Here is an 18,389-nt window from a genome sequence, read left to right as displayed (position 1 = left end):
GATCATGGCCTGGGACATCGTCATCGCCGGAGGCGGGTTCGGCGGCTACTACGCCGCCCGCACGCTCGAAAAGCAGCTGCCGCCGCACGCGGCGCGCGTCACGTTGGTCAACGACGTGAACTTCATGCTCTACACGCCGCTGCTCCCGGGCGCGGCGGCCGGCACGCTGGAGCCGCGCCACGTCGTCGTGCCGCTGCGCGAGCAGCTCAGCCGCACCGACCTGTGGCTCGGTCACGTTACCGGCGCCGAGCCCGACCGCAACTGCATCTCCGTCGACTCGCTCGACGGCCGCGAGCACAAGCTCCACTACGACCAGCTGATCGTCGCGCTCGGAGCGGTCTCGCGCACGCTGCCGATCCCCGGCCTGGCCGAGCACGCGGTCGGCTTCAAGACGCTGTCGGAGGCGATCGCGCTGCGCAACCGCGCGGTCACCTCGCTGGAGATCGCTGAGACGATCCACGACGCGCAGGAGCGCGCCGAATACCTCACGTTCGTCTTCGTCGGCGCCGGTTACGCCGGGCTGGAGGGGATCGCCGAGCTGCAGGACTTCGTCACCGACGTGATCGACCTCTATCCGCGCTGCCGCGTGCAAGGCGTGCGCTTCATGCTCGTCGAGGCGCGCGACCGCGTGATGCCGGAGGTCGCGCCGCGGCTGGCCGCCTTCGCCGAGCGCGAGCTGCGCGGGCGCGGGATGGAGATCCGCACCAACACGACGGTCGAGTCGATGACCGAGCGCTCGGTGACGCTGAAGGGCGGCGAGGTGATCCCCTGCCGCACGCTCGCGTGGACGGCCGGCGTCAAGCCGCATCCGGTCGTCAGCAGACTGGGCCTGCCGCTCGGCAGAGCGGGCCGGATCGAGGTCGACCAGACGATGCGCGTCAACGGCCGTCGCAACGTCTGGGCGATCGGCGACGCCGCCGGCGTTCCCGACCCCGCGCGCAAGGGCGAGCTGTCGCCGCCGACGGCGCAGCACTCGATCCGTCAGGGCAGACGCGTCGCCCGCAACGTCGCCGCCGAGCTGGGCGGAAGCGGCAGCGTCAAGCCGTTCACGTACAAGACGAAGGGCGTGTTCGTCGACATGGGCCGCCACCAGGCGGTCGCGAGCGCGATGGGCTTCAGAATGCGCGGCTTCCCGGCCTGGTTCCTGGCGCGCACGTACCACCTCGCGAACATGCCCGGCTGGCATCGCAAGTCGCGCCTGCTCGTCGACTGGACCGTCTCGCTCCTGTTCCCGCGCGACACCTCCGAGCTGGGCCAGATCGGCAACCCGCCCGACCTGGAGCAGGTTCACCACCCCGCCTCGCCCGCCAACGGCGCGGCGCCCGTGGCGGCCGCGACGGCCAGGGACGGCAGAGCGCCCGAGACGGCGTCGACCTCGTAGACGGCGGCGCCGCCGGCGCGGCTATCCTAGGTGGACCGTGACCGTCGCCGAACGACTGAGAACCGACATCACCGCCGCGATGAAGGCGGGCGACCGTGAGCGCGTAGGCGCGCTCCGGCTCGTGCTGTCCGAGCTGCAGAAGTCGGTGAAGGAGGGCGACGGCGACGAGCTGGCCGTGCTGCGCCGTGAGCGCAAGCGCCGGCTCGATGCCGCCGAGCAGTTCCAGGGCGGCGGTCGCGAAGAGCTTGCAGAGAAGGAGAGCGCGGAGGCCGAGCTGATCGCCGGCTACCTGCCCGCGGAGCTGTCGGACGCGGAGGTCGACGTGTTCGTCGCCGAGGCGGTCGCCGAGACCGGCGCCAGCTCTCCGAAGGAGATGGGCGCCGTGATGAAGGCGACGATGGCGCGGGTCGCCGGGCGCGCCGACGGCAAGCGCGTCTCCGCGCGCGTCCGGGAGGCGCTGTCGTCGTAGTGCCGGGCACGAGCGCAACCCCCGAGGACACGAAGGTGCGGCGCCGGCTGGAGCTCGACAACGCGGTCGCGGCCGAGCTGTCGGGCACCCAGGACGAGGTGTTGCGCACGCTCGAGAGCGATCTCGAGTGCCAGATCTGGCTGCGCGGCAACATCCTCACGCTGGAGGGCGAGGCCGAGGCGGTCGAGGCTGCCGAGCAGGTCGTGCGCGAAGTCGCGGATCTGGTCGGGCGCGGTCATGAGATCGCCCCGGGCACGATCCAGGCGATCCGCGGCGCGCTGCGCCAGCACGAGTCGCCCAGCAGGGTGCTCGAGGACGTGATCTGGCGTCACCGCTCGACGAAGGTCGCGCCCAAGACGGTCAACCAGAAGCGCTACGTCGACTCGATCCGCAACAACACGATCACGTTCGGCGTCGGCCCGGCCGGCACCGGCAAGACGTGGCTGGCGGTCGCGATGGCGGCGGCGGCGCTGAGCCGGCGCGAGGTCAACCGCATCATCCTGACGCGCCCGGCCGTCGAGGCCGGCGAGCGGCTCGGCTTCCTGCCCGGCGACCTGATGGCGAAGGTCGACCCGTACCTGCGGCCGCTGTTCGACGCGCTGCACGACATGCTCGATCCGGAGAGAGTCGTCGCGCACCTGGAGCACAACGTGATCGAGGTCGCGCCGCTGGCCTTCATGCGCGGCCGCACGCTCAACGACTCCTTCATCATCCTCGACGAGGCGCAGAACACGACGCCCGAGCAGATGAAGATGTTCCTGACGCGCCTGGGCTTCAACTCGAAGATCGTCGTGACCGGCGACGTGACGCAGATCGACCTGCCCAACGACCAGCGCTCGGGCCTCGTCACCGTCGGCGAGATCCTCAGCGACGTCAGAGGGATCGACTTCGTCCGCTTCGGCGGCGAGGATGTGGTGCGCCACAAGCTGGTGCAGCGGATCGTCGAGGCGTACGACGAGCATCAGCAGCGGCTCGCGCCCGAGCTCAGGTCGGCGTCGGACCGCCGCTCCGCGTAGGCTGCGAGTCATGTTGGAAGTCGAGGTCATCGGGCTCGATGACGCCGAGATCGACGGGTTGACCGCGATCGACGTCGAGGAGCTGTGCGGGTTGGCGTTCTCCTCCGCGGGGATCGAGGACGGCCACGTCGCGGTCGCGTTCGTCGACGCCGACACGATCCGCGTCCTCAACCGCGACCATCGCGGCAAGGACAAGCCGACCGACGTGCTCTCGTTCCCGATCGACGGTCTCGACGACGGCGTCGACAAGATCCCGGCCGACCAGCGCGAGCTGGGCGACGTCGTGATCTGCCCGCCGCACACCGAGGACCTCAGCGAGGCGGTCGTGCACGGCGCGCTGCACCTGACCGGGATGGACCACGAGGTCGACGACGGCGAGATGCTGGCGCTCCAGGCCGAGCTGCTGCGATGGATCAAGCCATGATGCGGAATCTTCGCCCAGGGGCTCAGATTCCGTCGGAAGAACTCGCCTGGCGGCTCGCTCTTCCCTGCCAAGGAGGCTTTGATGCTTGGCGCTGATGCCAGAACCCGCAGCGGCTTCGTCGTGCTCGCCGGCCGCCCGAACGTCGGCAAGTCGACGCTCACCAACGCGATCGTCGGCGCGAAGGTCGCGATCGTCTCCGACAAGCCGCAGACGACCCGCCGCGCGATCCGCGGCGTGCGCACGACGCCCGACCACCAGCTCGTGCTCGTCGACCTGCCGGGCGTGCAGCGCCCGCGCGACGTGCTGACCGAGCGGATGCAGCGGCGCGTCGAGAGCGAGCTGCGCGACGCCGACGCCGCGCTGATGCTGATCAACGCCGAGCAGGGGATCGGCCCGGGCGACCGCTTCATCGCCCAGCTGCTGAAGCAGGCGCCGCTGCCCGTCGTGATCGCGGTCAACAAGATCGACCGCTGCAGCAAGCATCAGACCGCGATCGTCCTGCAGGCGGCGGCCGACCTCGACGTCGCCGAGGAGATCTTCCCGATCTCCGCCAGCGGCGGCCAGGGCGTGCAGACGCTCGTCGACCACCTCGCGTCGATGCTGCCGGAGGGCCCGTTCTTCTTCCCGCCCGAGGACAGATCCGACCAGGCCGAGCACGTGCTGCTCGCCGAGCTGGTGCGCGAGCAGGTGCTGCGCCGCACCCGCCAGGAGGTGCCGCACGCGGTCGAGGTCGAGGTCGGCGAGATCGAACAGCGCGATGACGACCTGATGTACGTGCGCGCGGTCGCATTGGTCGAGACGGATTCGCAGAAGGGCATCCTGATCGGCGCCGGTGGGCGGATGATCAGAGCGATCGGGACGGCGGCGCGCAGAGAGCTGGAGCGCGAGCTCGGCACGCGCGTCCATCTCGACCTGACGGTGCGCGTGCGCAAGAGCTGGCGCACCGACGAGCGCCTGCTCGACCGCCTCGGCATCGAGTAGGCGCCCCGCGCCGACCCCCTCGGGGGCGCGAGCCCGCAGCGTGGCGGGCCCTCAGGTGCGGCGCAGCCGCCGCGCGAGCGGCAGCAGCCGCGCCCGCAGCTGCCACCAGCGGCCGGCCTCGATCCGCGCGAGCGCCGTGTTCAGGCGCGTCGCCTCCGCCTCGGCTGCCGTCAGGCGCGCGGCGAGCGCGGCACGCTCGGCGTCGCGGTCGGCCAGCACGCGCCGGGCGTCGGCGAGGGCTGCGTCCAACTCGTTCACGCGCGCGAGCGCGTCATCGCGCTCGCTCGACACGCGCTCACGCTCGCTCGACCGCTGCTCACGCTCCTGCTCGTGCTGCTGCTCCCGCTCGCGCTGGAGCTGCTCGAGCTCACGCTGGAGCTGCTCGCGCCAGCTGCGCTCGTCGGCGGCGTTGCGCTCGAGCTGGCGGGCCCACGACTCGGCCGCCTCGGCACGCTCCAGCAGCGCCGCGTCGCGCAGCTCGCGCACGCGCCGCAGCTCGACGCGCAGCCGCGACAGCTCGCCGGGGTCCTCGAGCCGCTCCAGCCAGGCGGTGTTCTGGCGCACGCGGTCGGCCCACGGCTGGTCGCGCTCGGTCGCGCGGAAGTGCAGATGCGTTGGCTCCGCGCTGACGGCGGTGCGGGCGCCGGCCGCGAGCAGCCGTCTCCAGAGGTCCCAGTCGGCGGCGCGCGGGCAGGAGCCGTCCCAGCCGCCGATCTCCAGCGCGAGCGATCTGCGCACGCTGATCGAGGCCATCGGGTTGGTGTTGTGGCGCTCGAACCGCTCGCGCAGCGCGGGCACGCTCCAGTCGGCGCCCATCCACGTCAGCGCGTCGTCGGGCGCGACCATCAGCGCGTTGCTCTGCACGAGGTCGTAGCGGCCGCTGTCCCACAGCTCGCCAATCCGTTCGAGGTGATCGGGCATCAGCAGGTCGTCGTCGGCCAGCCACAGGACCACCTCGGTCTCGGCCAGCTCCAGCGCCCGGTTGCGGTGGGCGTAGGCGTACCCGGGGCCCTTCTCCAGCTCCAGCGCCGTGACGCGGGGATCGCCGAGCGCGCGGACGGCGTCGGCGGTGCCGTCGGAGCAGCCGTCGCAGAGGACGATCACGGCGGCAACTCGACGAGTCTGGTCGAGTACGCTGCGCACCGCCAACAACGTCGTCTCCCGTCGGTCGTGCGTCGGGACGCCAACGGTGAAGTCGATCCCCATCTACGGAAGGATGTCAGCGATGCCGGTCACCCGGGACGTGCAGACCGTCACATCCAACGGTGCGTCGATCACCCAGCTGCCCGAGGGCATGGTCGTGCGCGAGCTGATCACGCACGTCGACGAGCGCGGCAGCGTCGTCGAGCTGTATGACCCGCGCTGGGGCGTCAGCCCGGACGAGCTGGTCTTCGCGTACCAGTTCACGATCCGGCCCGGGAGAGCGAAGGGGTGGGGCATCCACAGACGGCACGACGATCGCTACGCCTTCCTCGACGGCGACCTGGAGCTGGCCTTCTTCGACGCCCGCGAGGACAGCAGCACCAGCGGCCTGGAGTCGCGGCTGGTGCTGTCGCCCTACCGGCGCCTGCTCGTGACGATCCCGCGCGGCGTATGGCACGCCGAGCGCAACCTCGGCGACAGCGACGTCCGCGTCGTCAACTTCCCGACGATCATGTACGACCACACCAACCCGGACAAGTACCGCCTCCCGCTCGACACCGACGAGCTGCCGGTGAGACTCGGTCCCGACTGGCAGGGCTGGTAGCGCGGGCGGCGGGCGGCGGGCACCTCTGGGCGCCTCCGTCCCGCCGGCCCCTACAATCTCTCGACCGATGCCTGATCTAGAAGTCGCGTTCGACGCAGCCGGCCTCGTCCCGTGCGTGATGCAGGACTGGCGCACCGGCGAGGTGCTGACGCTCGCCTATATGAACGCCGAGGCGCTGCGCAAGACGCAGGAGACCGGCGAGATCCACTTCTTCAGCCGTTCGCGCAACGAGCTGTGGCACAAGGGCGCGACCTCGGGCAACGTGCAGAAGGTCAAGGCGCTGCGGCTCGACTGCGACCGTGACGCCGTCGTCGCGCTCGTCGAACCGGCCGGCCCCGCGTGCCACACCGGCGCGCGCACCTGCTTCCACAACGGCGAGCTGACGCCGAAGGCGCCGTACGAGGTGCTGCCGGCGCTGCAGCGCACGATCGCCGAGCGCGCCGCCTCCAGACCGGACGGCTCGTGGACGGCGAAGCTGCTGGCCGATCCGAGACTGGCCGGCGAGAAGGTCGAGGAGGAGGCCGAGGAGGTCGTGCGCGCGGTCCGCGAGGAGAGCGACGAGCGCGTCGCCAACGAGGCCGCCGACGTGCTCTACCACCTCTCCGTGCTGCTCAACACGCGCGGCCTGACGCTCGCCGACGCCGAGCAGATCCTCGACGAGCGCAGCCGGTGAGCGGGATGGCCTCGCCGACCCATCAGCCTGTCGCGGCCTCGCGCGTGACCCCGTCGCTGGAGGAGGTTCGCGCGCTCGCGGGCGAGCACACGCTCGTGCCGCTGCGCCACACCTTCGTCGACGACATCGAGACGCCTGTCTCCGCCTACCTGAAGCTGCGCGGCAGCGGTCCCTCGTTCCTGCTGGAGTCGGCCGAGCAGGGCCACATGGGCCGCTGGTCGTTCATCGGCGTCCAGCCGCGCGAGACGCTGCGCTGGTCACTCGGCGACGAGGGCGACCCGTACGCGCTGGCGGCCGCCGCGGTCGCGCGCGCCAGACAGGCGCAGCTGCCCGGCCTGCCGCCCTTCTCCGGCGGCGCGGTCGGCTTCTTCGGCTACGACCTCGTGCGGACGGTCGAGCCGCTCGGCGAGCCGAACCCGGACGTGATCGGCCTGCCGGACATGGCGCTGATGCTGACCGACGCGATCGTCGCGTTCGACCACCTGCGCCACGAGCTGCATGTGCTCGCCAACGTCGACGCGACCGCTGAGGACCTCGACGCCGCCTACGCCGCCGCGGTCGAGACGATCGACGAGGTTCGCTGGAAGCTCGCCGGCCCGGTCCCGCGCCCCGAGCGGCCGCCGCGCGAGCGCAGCGGAGCGGTCGAGTTCAGAAGCAACATGCCGCGCGAGCGCTTCGAGGGCATGGTCGAGCGGATCGTCGAGTACATCCACGCCGGCGACGCCTACCAGGTCGTGCCGTCGCAGCGCTGGACGGCCGAGGTCGGGATCGAGGCCTTCTCGATCTACCGCGGCCTGCGCGCCGTCAACCCGAGCCCGTACATGTACTTCCTCGACTTCGAGGAGTTCGAGATCGCCGGCGCGAGCCCTGAGCCGCTGCTGAGAGTGACCGACGGGATCGTCCACACGCGGCCGATCGCCGGCACCCGCCCGCGCGGCGCCGACGAGGGCGAGGACGCGCGCCTGGCCGAGGAGCTGATGGCCGACGAGAAGGAGCTGTCGGAGCACGTGATGCTCGTCGACCTCGCCCGCAACGACGTCGGCCGCGTCTCCGAGTACGGCAGCGTCAGCGTCGACGGCTACATGGAGATCGAGCTGTACAGCCACGTGATGCACATCGTCTCGCGCGTCTCGGGGCGGCTGCGCGAGGGGATCGGGCCGCTCGACGCGCTGCGCTCGCTGCTGCCGGCCGGTACGCTCTCCGGCGCACCGAAAGTTCGCGCGATGCAGATCATCGACGAGCTGGAGCCGGTCAAGCGGGGCGGCTACGGTGGTGCGATCGGCTATCTGTCGTACACGGGGGACCTCGACACGTGCATCCACATCCGGACGGTCGTCGTCAAGGACGGGCTCGCGCACGTGCAGGCCGGCGGCGGGACCGTGGCTGACGCCAAGCCCGACTACGAGTTCCGCGAGTCGGAGGCGAAGGCGCGCGCGGTGCGCCAGGCGATCGAGCTGGCCTCAGCGCAGCCGGAGTGGCCGTGATGCGCGTCCTCGTCGTCGACAACTACGACTCGTTCACGTACAACCTCGTCCAGTACCTGGGCGAGCTCGGCGCCGAGGTCGAGGTCGTGCGCAACGACCACGCCTCCGTCGATGAGCTGCTGCTGCGCGGCTACGACCGCGTGATCGTCTCGCCCGGCCCCTGCACGCCCGACGAGGCCGGCATCTCGATCGAGGTGCTGCGCCGCTTCCCGGCGGCCGGCATCCCCGTGCTCGGCGTCTGCCTCGGCCACCAGGCGCTCGGCCAGGCCTACGGCGGCACGGTGATCCGCCACAAGCCGATCCACGGCAAGACCGAGCCGGTCGAGCACGACGGCAGGACCGTCTTCGCCGGGCTGCCGTCGCCGCTGACGGTCGGTCGCTACCACTCGCTCGTCGTCGACGAGCAGCTCCCGGACGTGTTGGAAGTGTCGGCACGGGGCGGCGGCGTGATCATGGCGCTGCGCCACAAGACGCTGCCGGCCGAGGGGATCCAGTTCCACCCGGAGTCGGTGCTGACCGAGCAGGGCCACGACCTGCTGCGCAACTTCCTCTTCGGCGGCTCGGCCGCCGCCGGCGCCGGCAGCGGGACGGCGGCCGCCTGATGGCGCCGAGGGACCTGCTCACGCGTGCGATCGACACGCTCGCCTCGGGTGAGAACCTCAGCACGGACGCCGCCGCGGCGGTGCTCGCCGAGATCTGGAGCGGCAACGCCAGCGACGTCCAGATCACCGCGGTGCTGATCGCGCTGCGGACGAAGGGGGAGACGGTCGACGAGCTGACCGGCCTCGCCCGCACGATGCGCGAGTTCGCCACGCACGTCGAGATCGCCCGCGACGACCTCGTCGACGTCGTCGGCACCGGCGGCGGCAGACAGACCTTCAACGTCTCGACGACCGCGGCGCTGATCGCGGCCGGCGCCGGCTGCGCGGTCGCCAAGCACGGCAACCGCTCGGCGACGGGCAAGTCGGGCGCCGCCGACGTGCTGGAGGCGCTCGGCGCCAGAATCGACCTGCCGCCGACGGCGGTCGCGCGCTGCGTCGAGCAGATCGGCTTCGGCTTCATGTTCGCGCCCCACCACCACGCGGCGATGCGGTACGTGATCCCGGTCCGCAGAGAGCTCGCGGTCCGCACGGTGATGAACTTCCTCGGCCCGCTGACGAGCCCGGCCGGCGTCGCGCGCCAGCTGACCGGCGTCGCCGACCGCCGCTACCACGACACGATCGCCGGCGCGTTCGCGAGACTCGGCGCCAAGCATGTGCTGATCGTCTCCTCAGACGACGGGCTCGACGAGCTGTCGACGGTCGCGCCGACGCAGGTCGTCGAGGTGCGCGACGGCGAGATCACGCGCTTCACCGTCACCGCCGCCGACGTCGGCCTCGACGCCGCCTCCTACGAGGAGCTGCGCGGCGGCGGCCCGCAGGACAACGCGGCGATCGCCCGCCGCATCCTCGACGGCGAGCGCGGCGCCCCGCGCGACATCGCCGTCCTCAACGCCGGCGCCGGCATCTACGCCGGCGGCCGCGCCGCGACGCTGGAGGCAGGCGTGCGCGCCGCCGAGGCCGCGATCGACAGCGGCGCCGCGCGTGAGACCTTGGAGCGATACGTCACCCAGACCCAGGAGCTGGCCCCAGCATGAGCAACGTGCTCGAACGCATCGTCGACTCGACCCGTCGCGACGTGGAGCACCGCCGCAGCGAAGTCCCGCTCGCAGAGCTGGAGCGCTCGCTGCTGGGACGCGGCGAGGATCGCCCGTTCGCCGAGGCGCTCGTCCATCCCGGCATCTCGGTGATCGCCGAGCACAAGCGCCGTTCGCCGTCGGCCGGCGCGATCCGCGAGGGCGCGACCGTCGAGGAGGTCGTCGGCGCCTACGAGCGCGCGGGCGCTGCCGCGCTGTCGGTGCTGACCGAGCGCCACCACTTCGGCGGCTCGCTCGAGGACCTGCGCGCGGCGAAGGCGGCGGTGCGGCTGCCGATCCTGCGCAAGGACTTCGTCGTCGACACCTACCAGGTGTACGAGTCGGCGGCCGTCGGTGCGGACGCGATCCTGCTGATCGTCGCGGCGCTGGAGCCGAAGGAGCTGACGCGGCTGCACAGCGAGGCGCTCGCGCTCGACCTCGACGTGCTCGTCGAGGTCCACGACGAGCGCGAGCTGGAGATCGCGCTCGAGCGGATCGACGCCGACGTGATCGGCATCAACAACCGCGACCTGACCGACTTCACCGTCGACGTGCAGCGGACCTTCGAGCTGCTCGCCGACATCCCGGCCGGAAAGACCGTCGTCTCCGAGTCGGGGATCGTCCACCGCGACCAGCTCGACGAGCTGGAGCGGGTCGGCGTCGACGCCGTGCTGGTCGGGGAGGCGCTGATGCGCTCGCCCGACATCGAGGTCGCCTGCCGCTCGCTGACGCGCCTGGATCTCGAAGACGACGTCTGAGCGCGGCGGTCGTTTAGGTCGGGTTCAGCGCGGGCGGCGACACTCGGGACGGATGAGAGCGCTCGTTCGTTCACCCTTCGTCACCGCGCTCGCGGGCGGCGCGATCGTCGCCGTGGCGCTGTTGGCACTCGGCGTTGCCGGTCGCGAGCGCACCACGACGACCGTCATCGAGCAGGCGCGGGTGGCCGGCGGGCTCGCCGGCACCGCCGCCGACCAGCGCTGGATGATGAGCGCGCACGAGGTCTACGAGCGCGACGCGCCCGGCGTCGTCTACGTTCACGCAGACCCCCGCACCGGCAGTGCGACGACCGGCACCGGCTTCGTGATCGACCGCGACGGCCACCTGCTGACCAACAGCCACGTCGTCGGAGACGCGAGGACGGTCAAGATCCGCTTCGGCGAGGACCGCACCGTCGTCGCACGGGTGCTCGGCCGCGACGTCTCCAGCGATCTGGCGCTGCTGAAGGTCGATCCCGACGCGGTCGACCTGCACCCGCTGACGCTCGGCGACTCCAGCGACTGCCGCGTCGGCGATCCGGTGATCGCGATCGGCAACCCGTACGGCTTGGAGCGCACGCTCACGACCGGGGTCGTCTCAGCGCTCCAGCGCCAGCTGCGCGCGCCCAACGGCTTCACGATCCAGCACGTGATCCAGACCGACACGCCGATCGGCGCCGGCAACTCCGGCGGACCGCTGATCGATGCCGGCGGCCGCGTCGTCGGGATCACGTCGCAGATCGCCGCCGATGGCAGCAGCGGCACCACCGACATCAGCTTCGCGATCCCGATCAACACGGTGAAGGACCGGCTCACCGAGCTGAAGGAGACCGGCGGCGTCGTGCATCCGTACATCGGCATCAGCGCGATCACGCTCGACGACCGCCTCGCGTCGCTGCGGCTGCCGGTCAAGCGCGGCGTGCTGGTGCAGTCGGTCCATCCCGGCGGCCCGGCGGCCGCGGCCGGCGTCAGCGGCGGCACGATCGAGAGCCAGGTCGAAGGCGAGGCGGTGCTGCTCGGCGGCGACGTGATCACCGCGCTCGACGGCCGCACGGTGCGCTCGATGGGGCAGCTGACGCGCGCGATAGCCGACCGCAAGCCCGGCGACGAGATCAAGCTCGGGATCCTGCGCAACGGCGAGTCGCTGCAGCTCGTGATCACGCTCGGAAAGGCGCCGGGCGAGGCGCCCGCCGACGACGAGACGCCGTAGCGCCGTCAGACGGCCGGCGGCCGTTGCCACCGCCTAGGATGTGGGGCATGGCCACACGCATCAAGTTCTGCGGGATCACCCGCCCCGAAGACGCCGAACGCGCCGTCCAGCTCGACGCCTGGGCTGTCGGGCTGATCCTGTGGCCGGGCTCCGCGCGCTACTGCAGACCTGAGGTCGCGGCCGAGATCGGCGGCGCCCTGCACCGGCGCGCCGAGGTCGCCGGGGTGTTCGTCAACGCCCATCTCGACTTCGTCGTCGCGCGCGCCGACGAGATCGGGCTGACGCTGATCCAGCTGCACGGCGACGAGGGGCCGTCGTTCTGCACCGAGGTCGCGCGCCGCACCGGCGCCAGAGTGATCAAGGTCGCGCGCGTGCAGCAGCGCTCCGACGTGCAGGCGCTGCGCGCCTTCCGCACCGACTACCACCTGCTCGACGCCTTCGTGAAGGACGCGCCGGGCGGCACGGGGGAGACGTTCGCGTGGGAGCTGGTGCACGAGCTCAGAGGCGACCGCCCGTTCATCCTCAGCGGCGGGCTGACGCCCGAGAACGTCGGCGCGGCGATCGCCGAGACGAGACCGTACGCCGTCGACGTCGCCAGCGGCGTCGAGCTGTCGCCGGGCATCAAGGACCACGAGCGGATGGGCGAGTTCTCCGCCGCCGTCAGAGCCGCCGACGCGGCATTGAGCGAGGAAGGACAGGCCGCATGATCACCTCCGTCGAGCATCGCTTCGGCCCCTATGGCGGCCAGTACGTGCCCGAGACGCTGATGCCCGCGCTGGCGGAGCTCGAGACGGCGTGGCTGGAGGCGAACAAGGATCCCGAGTACACGACCCGCCTGCGCGAGCTGCTGACCAACTACGTCGGCCGCGCGACGCCGCTCTACCTGGCTGAGCGGATGAGCGAGGTTGCGGGGCGGACGATCTACCTCAAGCGCGAGGACCTCAACCACACCGGCGCGCACAAGATCAACAACGCGCTCGGCCAGGCGCTGTTGGCGAAGCGGATGGGCAAGCCGCGCGTGATCGCCGAGACCGGCGCTGGCCAGCACGGCGTCGCGACCGCGACCGCCTGCGCGCTGCTCGACATCGAGTGCGTCGTCTACATGGGCACCGAGGACATGCGGCGCCAGAAGCCCAACGTCGAGCGGATGCGGCTGCTCGGCGCGACGGTCTCGCCGGTCGACGCCGGCACGCGCACGCTCAAGGAGGCGACCTCGGCCGCGATCCGCGACTGGGTCACCAACGTCGCCACGACCCACTACATTCTCGGCAGCGCCGCCGGCCCGGCGCCCTTCCCGGCGCTGGTGCGCTCGCTGCAGCGCGTGATCGGCGACGAGGCGCGGGAGCAGATCCTGCAGGCCGAGGGCCGGCTGCCGGAGCGCGTGATCGCGTGCGTCGGAGGCGGCTCCAACGCGATCGGCATCTTCACCGCCTTCACCGGCGACAGGGACGTCAAGCTGATCGGCGTCGAGGCGGCCGGCGACGGGCTCGACACGCCCCGCCACGGGGCGCCCCTGACGAAGAACGCCCGCCCCGGGATCCTCCACGGCGCCTATTCGGCGCTGATGCAGGACGACGAGGGCCAGATCCTCGAAGCGCACTCGATCTCCGCCGGACTCGACTACCCCGGCGTCGGGCCTGAGCACGCGTGGCTGCGCGACACCGGCCGCGCCACCTACGAGGCGGTCACCGACGCCGACGCGCTCGCCGCCTTCCAGCGGCTGGCGCGGCTGGAGGGGATCATCCCGGCGCTGGAGTCCTCGCACGCGATCGCCTGGGCGCTCGCCAACGGCGGCAGCGAGCTCGACCTGATCTGCCTCTCCGGGCGCGGCGACAAGGACCTCGCGCAGGCGCTGGAGATGATCGGCGGAGTGCAGGACGGCGGCAGAGCGGCCGCCGATGACACGGAGGCCGCACAGGCATGAGCACCGAGACGCAGACCGGCATCGAGCGGATCTCCGCTGCCTTCGCCGGCAGCGGCAAGCGCGCCGCGCTGATGCCGTACCTGATGGGCGGCTTCCCCTCGGTCGAGGGCTCGCTCGCGGTCGGCGAGGCGTACGCCGACGGCGGCGCCGACCTCGTCGAGCTGGGCGTTCCCTTCTCCGACCCGCTCGCAGATGGGCCCGTGATCCACGAGGCCGGCACGAAGGCGTTGGCGGCCGGCGCGACGCTGGCCGACGTGCTGGAGGTCGGTCGCAGGCTCTCCGAGCGGCTGCCGGTCGTGCTGATGGCGTACGCGAACCTCGTCTACGGGCCCGGCTTCGAGGGCTTCGCCGACAAGCTCGTCGCCAACGGCATCAGCGGGCTGATCGTGCCCGACCTTCCGCTGGAGGAGCAGCCGGCGCTGCTGGAGGTGCTCGACGCGCGCGGCGTCGCGCTCGTCCCGCTGGTCGCGCCGACGACCCCCGACGAGCGGCTGGCGCGGATCGGGGAGCGGGCGCGCGGCTTCCTCTACACGGTCTCGGTGACCGGCACGACCGGCGAGCGCGTCGCGCTCGACGACAGGCTCGGCGGGGTGCTCGCGCGCGCCGCGGCGACGACCGAGGTTCCGGTCGCGGTCGGCTTCGGGATCAGCACGCCGGAGCAGGCGCGCGCGGCGGCCGACGCCGGCGCGGCCGGCGTGATCATAGGCAGCCGCCTCGTGCGCGCCGCCGCCGAGGCCGAGGACCCGGCCGCCGAGGTGCGCGCGCTGGTGTCGGCGATGGCTGACGCGCTGCGGTGAGCGCCGGCGCTCACCGTCGCGACGGCTCACGTGCTGCGATGAGGCCGTCCGCCCGCCCGCTTCAGTAGGATTCGCCGCCTTATGCCTCTCGCAATCGCCTCCACCGTCGCCGTCTGCCTCTGGATCGTCCTGTGGTCGATCGGCATCGGCGGTTTCGACGGCCTCCTCGTCTCGGTCCTCGTCGTGCTGCTCGTCGGCGGCATCAGAGCGCTCGGCGCGTTCATCCCGAGCAAGAGACGCGGCGCAGGCCGTCCCGGCGCCCCGCAGGGCGGCTGGTAACGCCTACTTCGTCCGGCCGCGTGAGCGCGGCCGGATCGTGGATGCTGGGCGTGATCCGGCGAGCCGATCAGACCGGGTCGTCTTTGAGGCTCGCCGGATCGCGTCCGGCGCCGCGAGGCGGTTCGCTCACGCGGCTGGACTAGCCGAAGAAGGTCTTCGCGAGCTCCAGGTAGCGCAGGTCGATGGTCTTGATGCCCTCGACCTCGCTCAGCTCGACGCTCGTCATCTCGGCGCCCTTCAGCGCGACCATGCGGCCGGTCTCGCCGGCCATCACGAGGTCGGCGGCGTGGGCGCCGTACCTGGTCGCCAGCAGGCGGTCGGTCGCGGTCGGGGTGCCGCCGCGCTGGACATGGCCGAGCGAGGTCACGCGCGTCTCGTAGCCGGTGCGCTGCTCCAGCTCGATCGCGAGCGCGGCGCCGATCCCGCCGAGGCGCGGATAGCCGTACTGGTCGACCTCTTCGGAGGCGCGCACGAGCTGGCGGTCGCCGGCCTCGAAGGCGAGCTGCGCACCCTCGGCGACGACGATGATCGAGAAGTCCTTGCCGCGCTCGTGGCGGCGCGCGATCGCGGCCGCTATCTCCTCGACGGTCAGCTCCAGCTCGGGGATCAGGATCGCGTCGGCGCCGCCGGCGATCCCGGCGTAGACGGCGATCCAGCCGGTGTTGCGGCCCATCACCTCGAGGATCATCACGCGGTCGTGCGACTGCGCGGTCGTGTGGAGGCGGTCGATCGCATCGGTCGCGATCTGCACGGCAGTGTCGAAGCCGAAGGTGTAGTCGGTGTGCGTGACGTCGTTGTCGATCGTCTTCGGCACGCCGACGACGGGGATCCCCAGCTCCTCCTGAACCCGCCGCGTGATCATCATCGTGTGCTCGCCGCCGATCGCGATGACGGCGTCGAGCGGGTCCTGCGTCTGCTGGCTGAGGACCTTCTCGACCCCCTGCTCCTCGCGGAAGGGGTTGTAGTTCGACGTCCCGATGATCGTGCCGCCGAGGTGGAGAATCCCCGACACGCTGCGCTGGTCGAGCTCGACCCAGTCGTGCTCGGCGAGGCCGCGGTAGCCGCGGCGCAGGCCGATCGGCTGGTGTCCGTGGGTCATCAGGCGCCGGGCCGCGGCGCGGATGACGGCGTTGAGGCCGGGGCAGTCGCCGCCGGCGGTGAGGATTCCCACTCGCATTGCGGCGAGCGTACCCCGACGCCGGAGGGCTGTCGACATGGCCCGGGATCTCCCGACGAACGGGGGGTGCGGCTGCCACCACCGCGCGCGACGGCGCGCCTTCGTAGAATCCCCGGCGCTTGATTCGTCCCGTCGCCTCCCCAGACAGACGCGCCCCGTTGAGGTTCCTCCTGGTCCTCCTCGCTGTCGTGCTCGCGCTGACGTGGGCGGGATGCGGCGGTGACGACGCCGACGGCGGTGCCGTCGCCGGCACGCGCGCGACGGTCTACTCGTCGATGCCGCTGGAGGGTCCTGACGCCGTCGCCGCGCTCGACGTCGTGCGCGCGCAGAGAATGGCGCTGAGAGACGCGGGCGCTGACGCCGGCCGCTTCCGCGTCGAGCTGGTCTCGCTCGACGCCGCGACTCCGGAGGAGAACCGCTGGGATCCGGCGAGAATCTCCGAGAACGCACGCAGAGCGGCGAAGGACCCGAGCGCGATCGCCTACGTCGGTGAGTTCCACACCGGCTCCTCGGCGATCTCGATCCCGCTGCTGAACGAGGTCGGGATGCTGAGCGTCAGCCCGATGGACACGGCGCAGGCGCTGACCTCCAGAAACCTCGCCGTGCCCGACTCGCCGGCGAAGTACTTCCCGAAGGGCAAGGAGTTCGGCCGCACCTTCGCGCGCGTCGTGCCGTCCGACCGCCGCCAGGCGGCCGCGCAGATCGAGTACATGCGCGAGGAGGGCGTCAGACGGCTGGTGCTGCTGACCGACGAGAGTCCCAGCGGCGTCGGCTACGTGATGGCGATGAGACCGCTCGCGAGGGCCGCCGGGATCACGATCGTCGGCCGCGAGGACGTCGACCCGCACGAGCAGGACCCGCGCGACCTCGTCGAGAAGGTCACGCAGCTGAACCCCGACGCCGTCTTCTACGCCGGCGACTCGCACGAGGGGATCGTGCGGCTGTGGCAGGACCTGTCGGTCGCCGATCCGCAGCTGAAGCTGTTCGCGCCCGGCTCGCTCGCCGATCCCGCCTTCGTCGAGGCGATCGGCGCGGCCGCCGCATCGACCTACGTGACGCGGCCGGTGCTGGGCCTGCGCGCCTACCCGCCGGCCGCCCAGCGGTTCGCGAGACGGTTCGAGCAGGAGTACGGCGTCGCGCCGCAGCCGGAGGCGCTCTACGGCTACGAGACGATGCGCGCGCTGCTGGCGGCGATCGAGACGGCGGCCAGAGCGGCCGGTGACGGTCCGCTGGAGCGCGCCGACGTGGTCAGAGCGTTCATGGCGACCAGACGCGAGCAGACCGTGATCGGCGACTGGGAGCTGCTGCCCAGCGGCGACACGACGCTCGACCGTTTCGGCGCCTACCGGATCGTCGGCGGGGAGCTGTCGTACCAGCACCCGTTGCTCGGCTGACTCAGCCGAGCGCCGCGCGACCCGCGGCCGAGCCTCAGCCCAGCGCCGCTCTCAGCGCCTCGTCGAGCTGCGGGTGGCGGTAGGCGAAGCCCAGCTCCAGCGGCTTGGCCGGTACGGCCCGCTGCCCGGTCGTGACGATCTGCTCCATCTCGCCGTAGAGGAGCTTCAGCGCCAGCCGCGGCACCGGCGCGACCGCCGGGCGGTGCAGGGCGCGGCCGAGCGCCTTCGAGAAGTCGGCGTTGGTGACGGGGGTGGGGGCGGAGCCGTTGAGCGGCCCGCTCCAGCGCTCGTCGCCGTCGAGCGCGGCGAGGTAGAGGCCGACGAGGTCGTCGGCATGGATCCACGGCATGTACTGCCTGCCGCCCGCGACGGGCCCGCCGGCGCCGAGCTTGAACGGCGGCAGCATCTTCGCCAGCGCGCCGCCGTCGGGATCGAGCACGACGCCGGTGCGGATCCGCGCGACGCGCATGCCGAGGTCGGCGGCGGCGACCGCCTCGTGCTCCCACGTGATGCAGACGCCGGCGAGGAAGTCGCTGCCGGGCGGCGTCTCCTCGGTCACCTGCTCGGCGCCGTGCGGCCCGTAGTAGCCGACCGCGGAGGCGGAGACGAGCACGCTGGGGCGGGGGTCCGACGCTTCCAGGCCGGCGACGAGGTTGCGCGTGCCGGTCGCGCGGCTGTCGCGGATGCGCGCCTTGACCGCGTCGTTCCAGCGCTGCGCGACCGGTTCGCCCGCGAGGTGGACGACGCCGTCGCGGCCGGCGAGCGCCTCGGTCGGCGCCGGTCCGGCCGACGGATCCCAAGCGACGGCCGTGACCGCGTGGCCGAGCTTGTCGCGGGCGCTGGCGGGGTCGCGCGAGAGGACGGTCACCTCGTCGCCGCGCGCCATCAGCGCGGCGACCAGCTTCGCGCCGATCAATCCGGTCGCTCCCGTCACCGTCACTCGCATCGCGTGCCTCCTGCGCTGGTTCGCTCCATCAGGGAGGCTACGGCGGTCGGGGCGCGG

General features: G+C 72.0%; 20 protein-coding genes. 17 read left to right on the top strand and 3 right to left on the bottom strand.

Features of this window, described 5'->3' with window-relative positions:
• Positions 1 to 4 precede the first annotated feature (4 nt).
• The 5 genes from R7226_RS16675 (at position 5) to era (ending at position 4,271) form a co-directional block, all read left to right on the top strand.
• Positions 5 to 1,381, top strand: a complete 1,377-nt coding sequence (locus tag R7226_RS16675; protein WP_318598330.1) for an NAD(P)/FAD-dependent oxidoreductase — start codon at positions 5 to 7, stop codon at positions 1,379 to 1,381.
• 37 nt (positions 1,382 to 1,418) lie between these two features.
• Positions 1,419 to 1,850 carry a GatB/YqeY domain-containing protein gene (locus R7226_RS16670; protein ID WP_318598328.1) on the top strand — a complete coding sequence of 144 codons (432 nt, stop codon included), beginning with the start codon at positions 1,419 to 1,421 and terminating at the stop codon, positions 1,848 to 1,850.
• Positions 1,850 to 2,866, top strand: coding sequence for a PhoH family protein (locus tag R7226_RS16665; RefSeq protein WP_318598327.1), 1,017 nt, complete (start codon positions 1,850 to 1,852; stop codon positions 2,864 to 2,866). The genes R7226_RS16670 and R7226_RS16665 overlap by 1 nt, the downstream gene beginning before the upstream one ends.
• Before the next feature lie 10 nt (positions 2,867 to 2,876).
• Entirely contained in the window at positions 2,877 to 3,290 is a 414-nt protein-coding gene (gene ybeY / locus R7226_RS16660) for an rRNA maturation RNase YbeY (protein WP_318598326.1), read from the top strand.
• An 81-nt stretch (positions 3,291 to 3,371) separates the two neighbouring features.
• Positions 3,372 to 4,271 carry a GTPase Era gene (gene era / locus R7226_RS16655; RefSeq protein ID WP_318598325.1) on the top strand — a complete coding sequence of 300 codons (900 nt, stop codon included), beginning with the start codon at positions 3,372 to 3,374 and terminating at the stop codon, positions 4,269 to 4,271.
• Positions 4,272 to 4,322: 51 nt separating this feature from the next.
• Here era and R7226_RS16650 read toward each other — a convergent pair whose 3' ends face one another.
• Entirely contained in the window at positions 4,323 to 5,477 is a 1,155-nt protein-coding gene (locus tag R7226_RS16650) for a glycosyltransferase family 2 protein (protein ID WP_318598324.1), read from the bottom strand.
• Positions 5,478 to 5,496: 19 nt separating this feature from the next.
• Between R7226_RS16650 and R7226_RS16645 the strand changes: the two genes are divergently transcribed.
• From R7226_RS16645 to R7226_RS16595, 11 genes are all read left to right on the top strand, one after another.
• Positions 5,497 to 6,018: a cupin domain-containing protein gene (locus tag R7226_RS16645; RefSeq protein WP_318598323.1), complete on the top strand. Its 522-nt coding sequence runs from the start codon at positions 5,497 to 5,499 to the stop codon at positions 6,016 to 6,018.
• 67 nt (positions 6,019 to 6,085) lie between these two features.
• Positions 6,086 to 6,691, top strand: coding sequence for a bifunctional phosphoribosyl-AMP cyclohydrolase/phosphoribosyl-ATP diphosphatase HisIE (gene hisIE, locus R7226_RS16640; RefSeq protein WP_318598322.1), 606 nt, complete (start codon positions 6,086 to 6,088; stop codon positions 6,689 to 6,691).
• Positions 6,692 to 6,696: 5 nt separating this feature from the next.
• Positions 6,697 to 8,175, top strand: a complete 1,479-nt coding sequence (gene trpE, locus R7226_RS16635; RefSeq protein WP_318598348.1) for an anthranilate synthase component I — start codon at positions 6,697 to 6,699, stop codon at positions 8,173 to 8,175.
• Entirely contained in the window at positions 8,175 to 8,777 is a 603-nt protein-coding gene (locus R7226_RS16630; protein WP_318598321.1) for an anthranilate synthase component II, read from the top strand. Before trpE ends, R7226_RS16630 begins: the two co-directional genes overlap by 1 nt.
• Positions 8,777 to 9,811 (top strand): anthranilate phosphoribosyltransferase, encoded by a 1,035-nt coding sequence (trpD, locus tag R7226_RS16625; protein ID WP_318598320.1) that lies wholly within the window; start codon positions 8,777 to 8,779, stop codon positions 9,809 to 9,811. Before R7226_RS16630 ends, trpD begins: the two co-directional genes overlap by 1 nt.
• A complete protein-coding gene (gene trpC / locus R7226_RS16620; protein ID WP_318598319.1) occupies positions 9,808 to 10,608 on the top strand; it encodes an indole-3-glycerol phosphate synthase TrpC in 801 nt (266 codons plus the stop codon). The genes trpD and trpC overlap by 4 nt, the downstream gene beginning before the upstream one ends.
• 52 nt (positions 10,609 to 10,660) lie before the next feature.
• Positions 10,661 to 11,815: a S1C family serine protease gene (locus R7226_RS16615; RefSeq protein ID WP_318598318.1), complete on the top strand. Its 1,155-nt coding sequence runs from the start codon at positions 10,661 to 10,663 to the stop codon at positions 11,813 to 11,815.
• A 47-nt stretch (positions 11,816 to 11,862) separates the two neighbouring features.
• The gene (locus R7226_RS16610; RefSeq protein WP_318598317.1) at positions 11,863 to 12,522 is read left to right on the top strand and encodes a phosphoribosylanthranilate isomerase; all 660 of its coding nucleotides are present in this window, start codon (positions 11,863 to 11,865) and stop codon (positions 12,520 to 12,522) included.
• Positions 12,519 to 13,739, top strand: coding sequence for a tryptophan synthase subunit beta (gene trpB, locus R7226_RS16605; protein WP_318598316.1), 1,221 nt, complete (start codon positions 12,519 to 12,521; stop codon positions 13,737 to 13,739). The genes R7226_RS16610 and trpB overlap by 4 nt, the downstream gene beginning before the upstream one ends.
• Complete coding sequence (gene trpA, locus R7226_RS16600) at positions 13,736 to 14,536, top strand: tryptophan synthase subunit alpha (protein ID WP_318598315.1); 801 nt, start codon at positions 13,736 to 13,738, stop codon at positions 14,534 to 14,536. The genes trpB and trpA overlap by 4 nt, the downstream gene beginning before the upstream one ends.
• 81 nt (positions 14,537 to 14,617) lie before the next feature.
• Positions 14,618 to 14,815 carry a hypothetical protein gene (locus R7226_RS16595; RefSeq protein WP_318598314.1) on the top strand — a complete coding sequence of 66 codons (198 nt, stop codon included), beginning with the start codon at positions 14,618 to 14,620 and terminating at the stop codon, positions 14,813 to 14,815.
• Positions 14,816 to 14,954: 139 nt separating this feature from the next.
• Here R7226_RS16595 and R7226_RS16590 read toward each other — a convergent pair whose 3' ends face one another.
• On the bottom strand, positions 14,955 to 15,992 hold the full coding sequence (locus R7226_RS16590; RefSeq protein WP_318598313.1) for a 6-phosphofructokinase: 1,038 nt from the start codon (positions 15,990 to 15,992) through the stop codon (positions 14,955 to 14,957).
• Positions 15,993 to 16,150: 158 nt separating this feature from the next.
• Here R7226_RS16590 and R7226_RS16585 point away from each other — a divergent pair, with 158 nt between their 5' ends.
• Positions 16,151 to 17,386, top strand: coding sequence for a branched-chain amino acid ABC transporter substrate-binding protein (locus R7226_RS16585; RefSeq protein ID WP_318598312.1), 1,236 nt, complete (start codon positions 16,151 to 16,153; stop codon positions 17,384 to 17,386).
• A 34-nt stretch (positions 17,387 to 17,420) separates the two neighbouring features.
• Here the strand turns inward: R7226_RS16585 and R7226_RS16580 are convergent, their stop codons facing one another.
• Positions 17,421 to 18,332 carry a TIGR01777 family oxidoreductase gene (locus R7226_RS16580; protein WP_318598311.1) on the bottom strand — a complete coding sequence of 304 codons (912 nt, stop codon included), beginning with the start codon at positions 18,330 to 18,332 and terminating at the stop codon, positions 17,421 to 17,423.
• Positions 18,333 to 18,389: the final 57 nt, after the last annotated feature.

Origin of the sequence: Conexibacter stalactiti (assembly GCF_033542075.1) — a bacterium.
GTDB lineage: Bacteria > Actinomycetota > Thermoleophilia > Solirubrobacterales > Solirubrobacteraceae > Conexibacter > Conexibacter stalactiti.
This window is presented reverse-complemented; position numbering and strand designations above follow the sequence as displayed.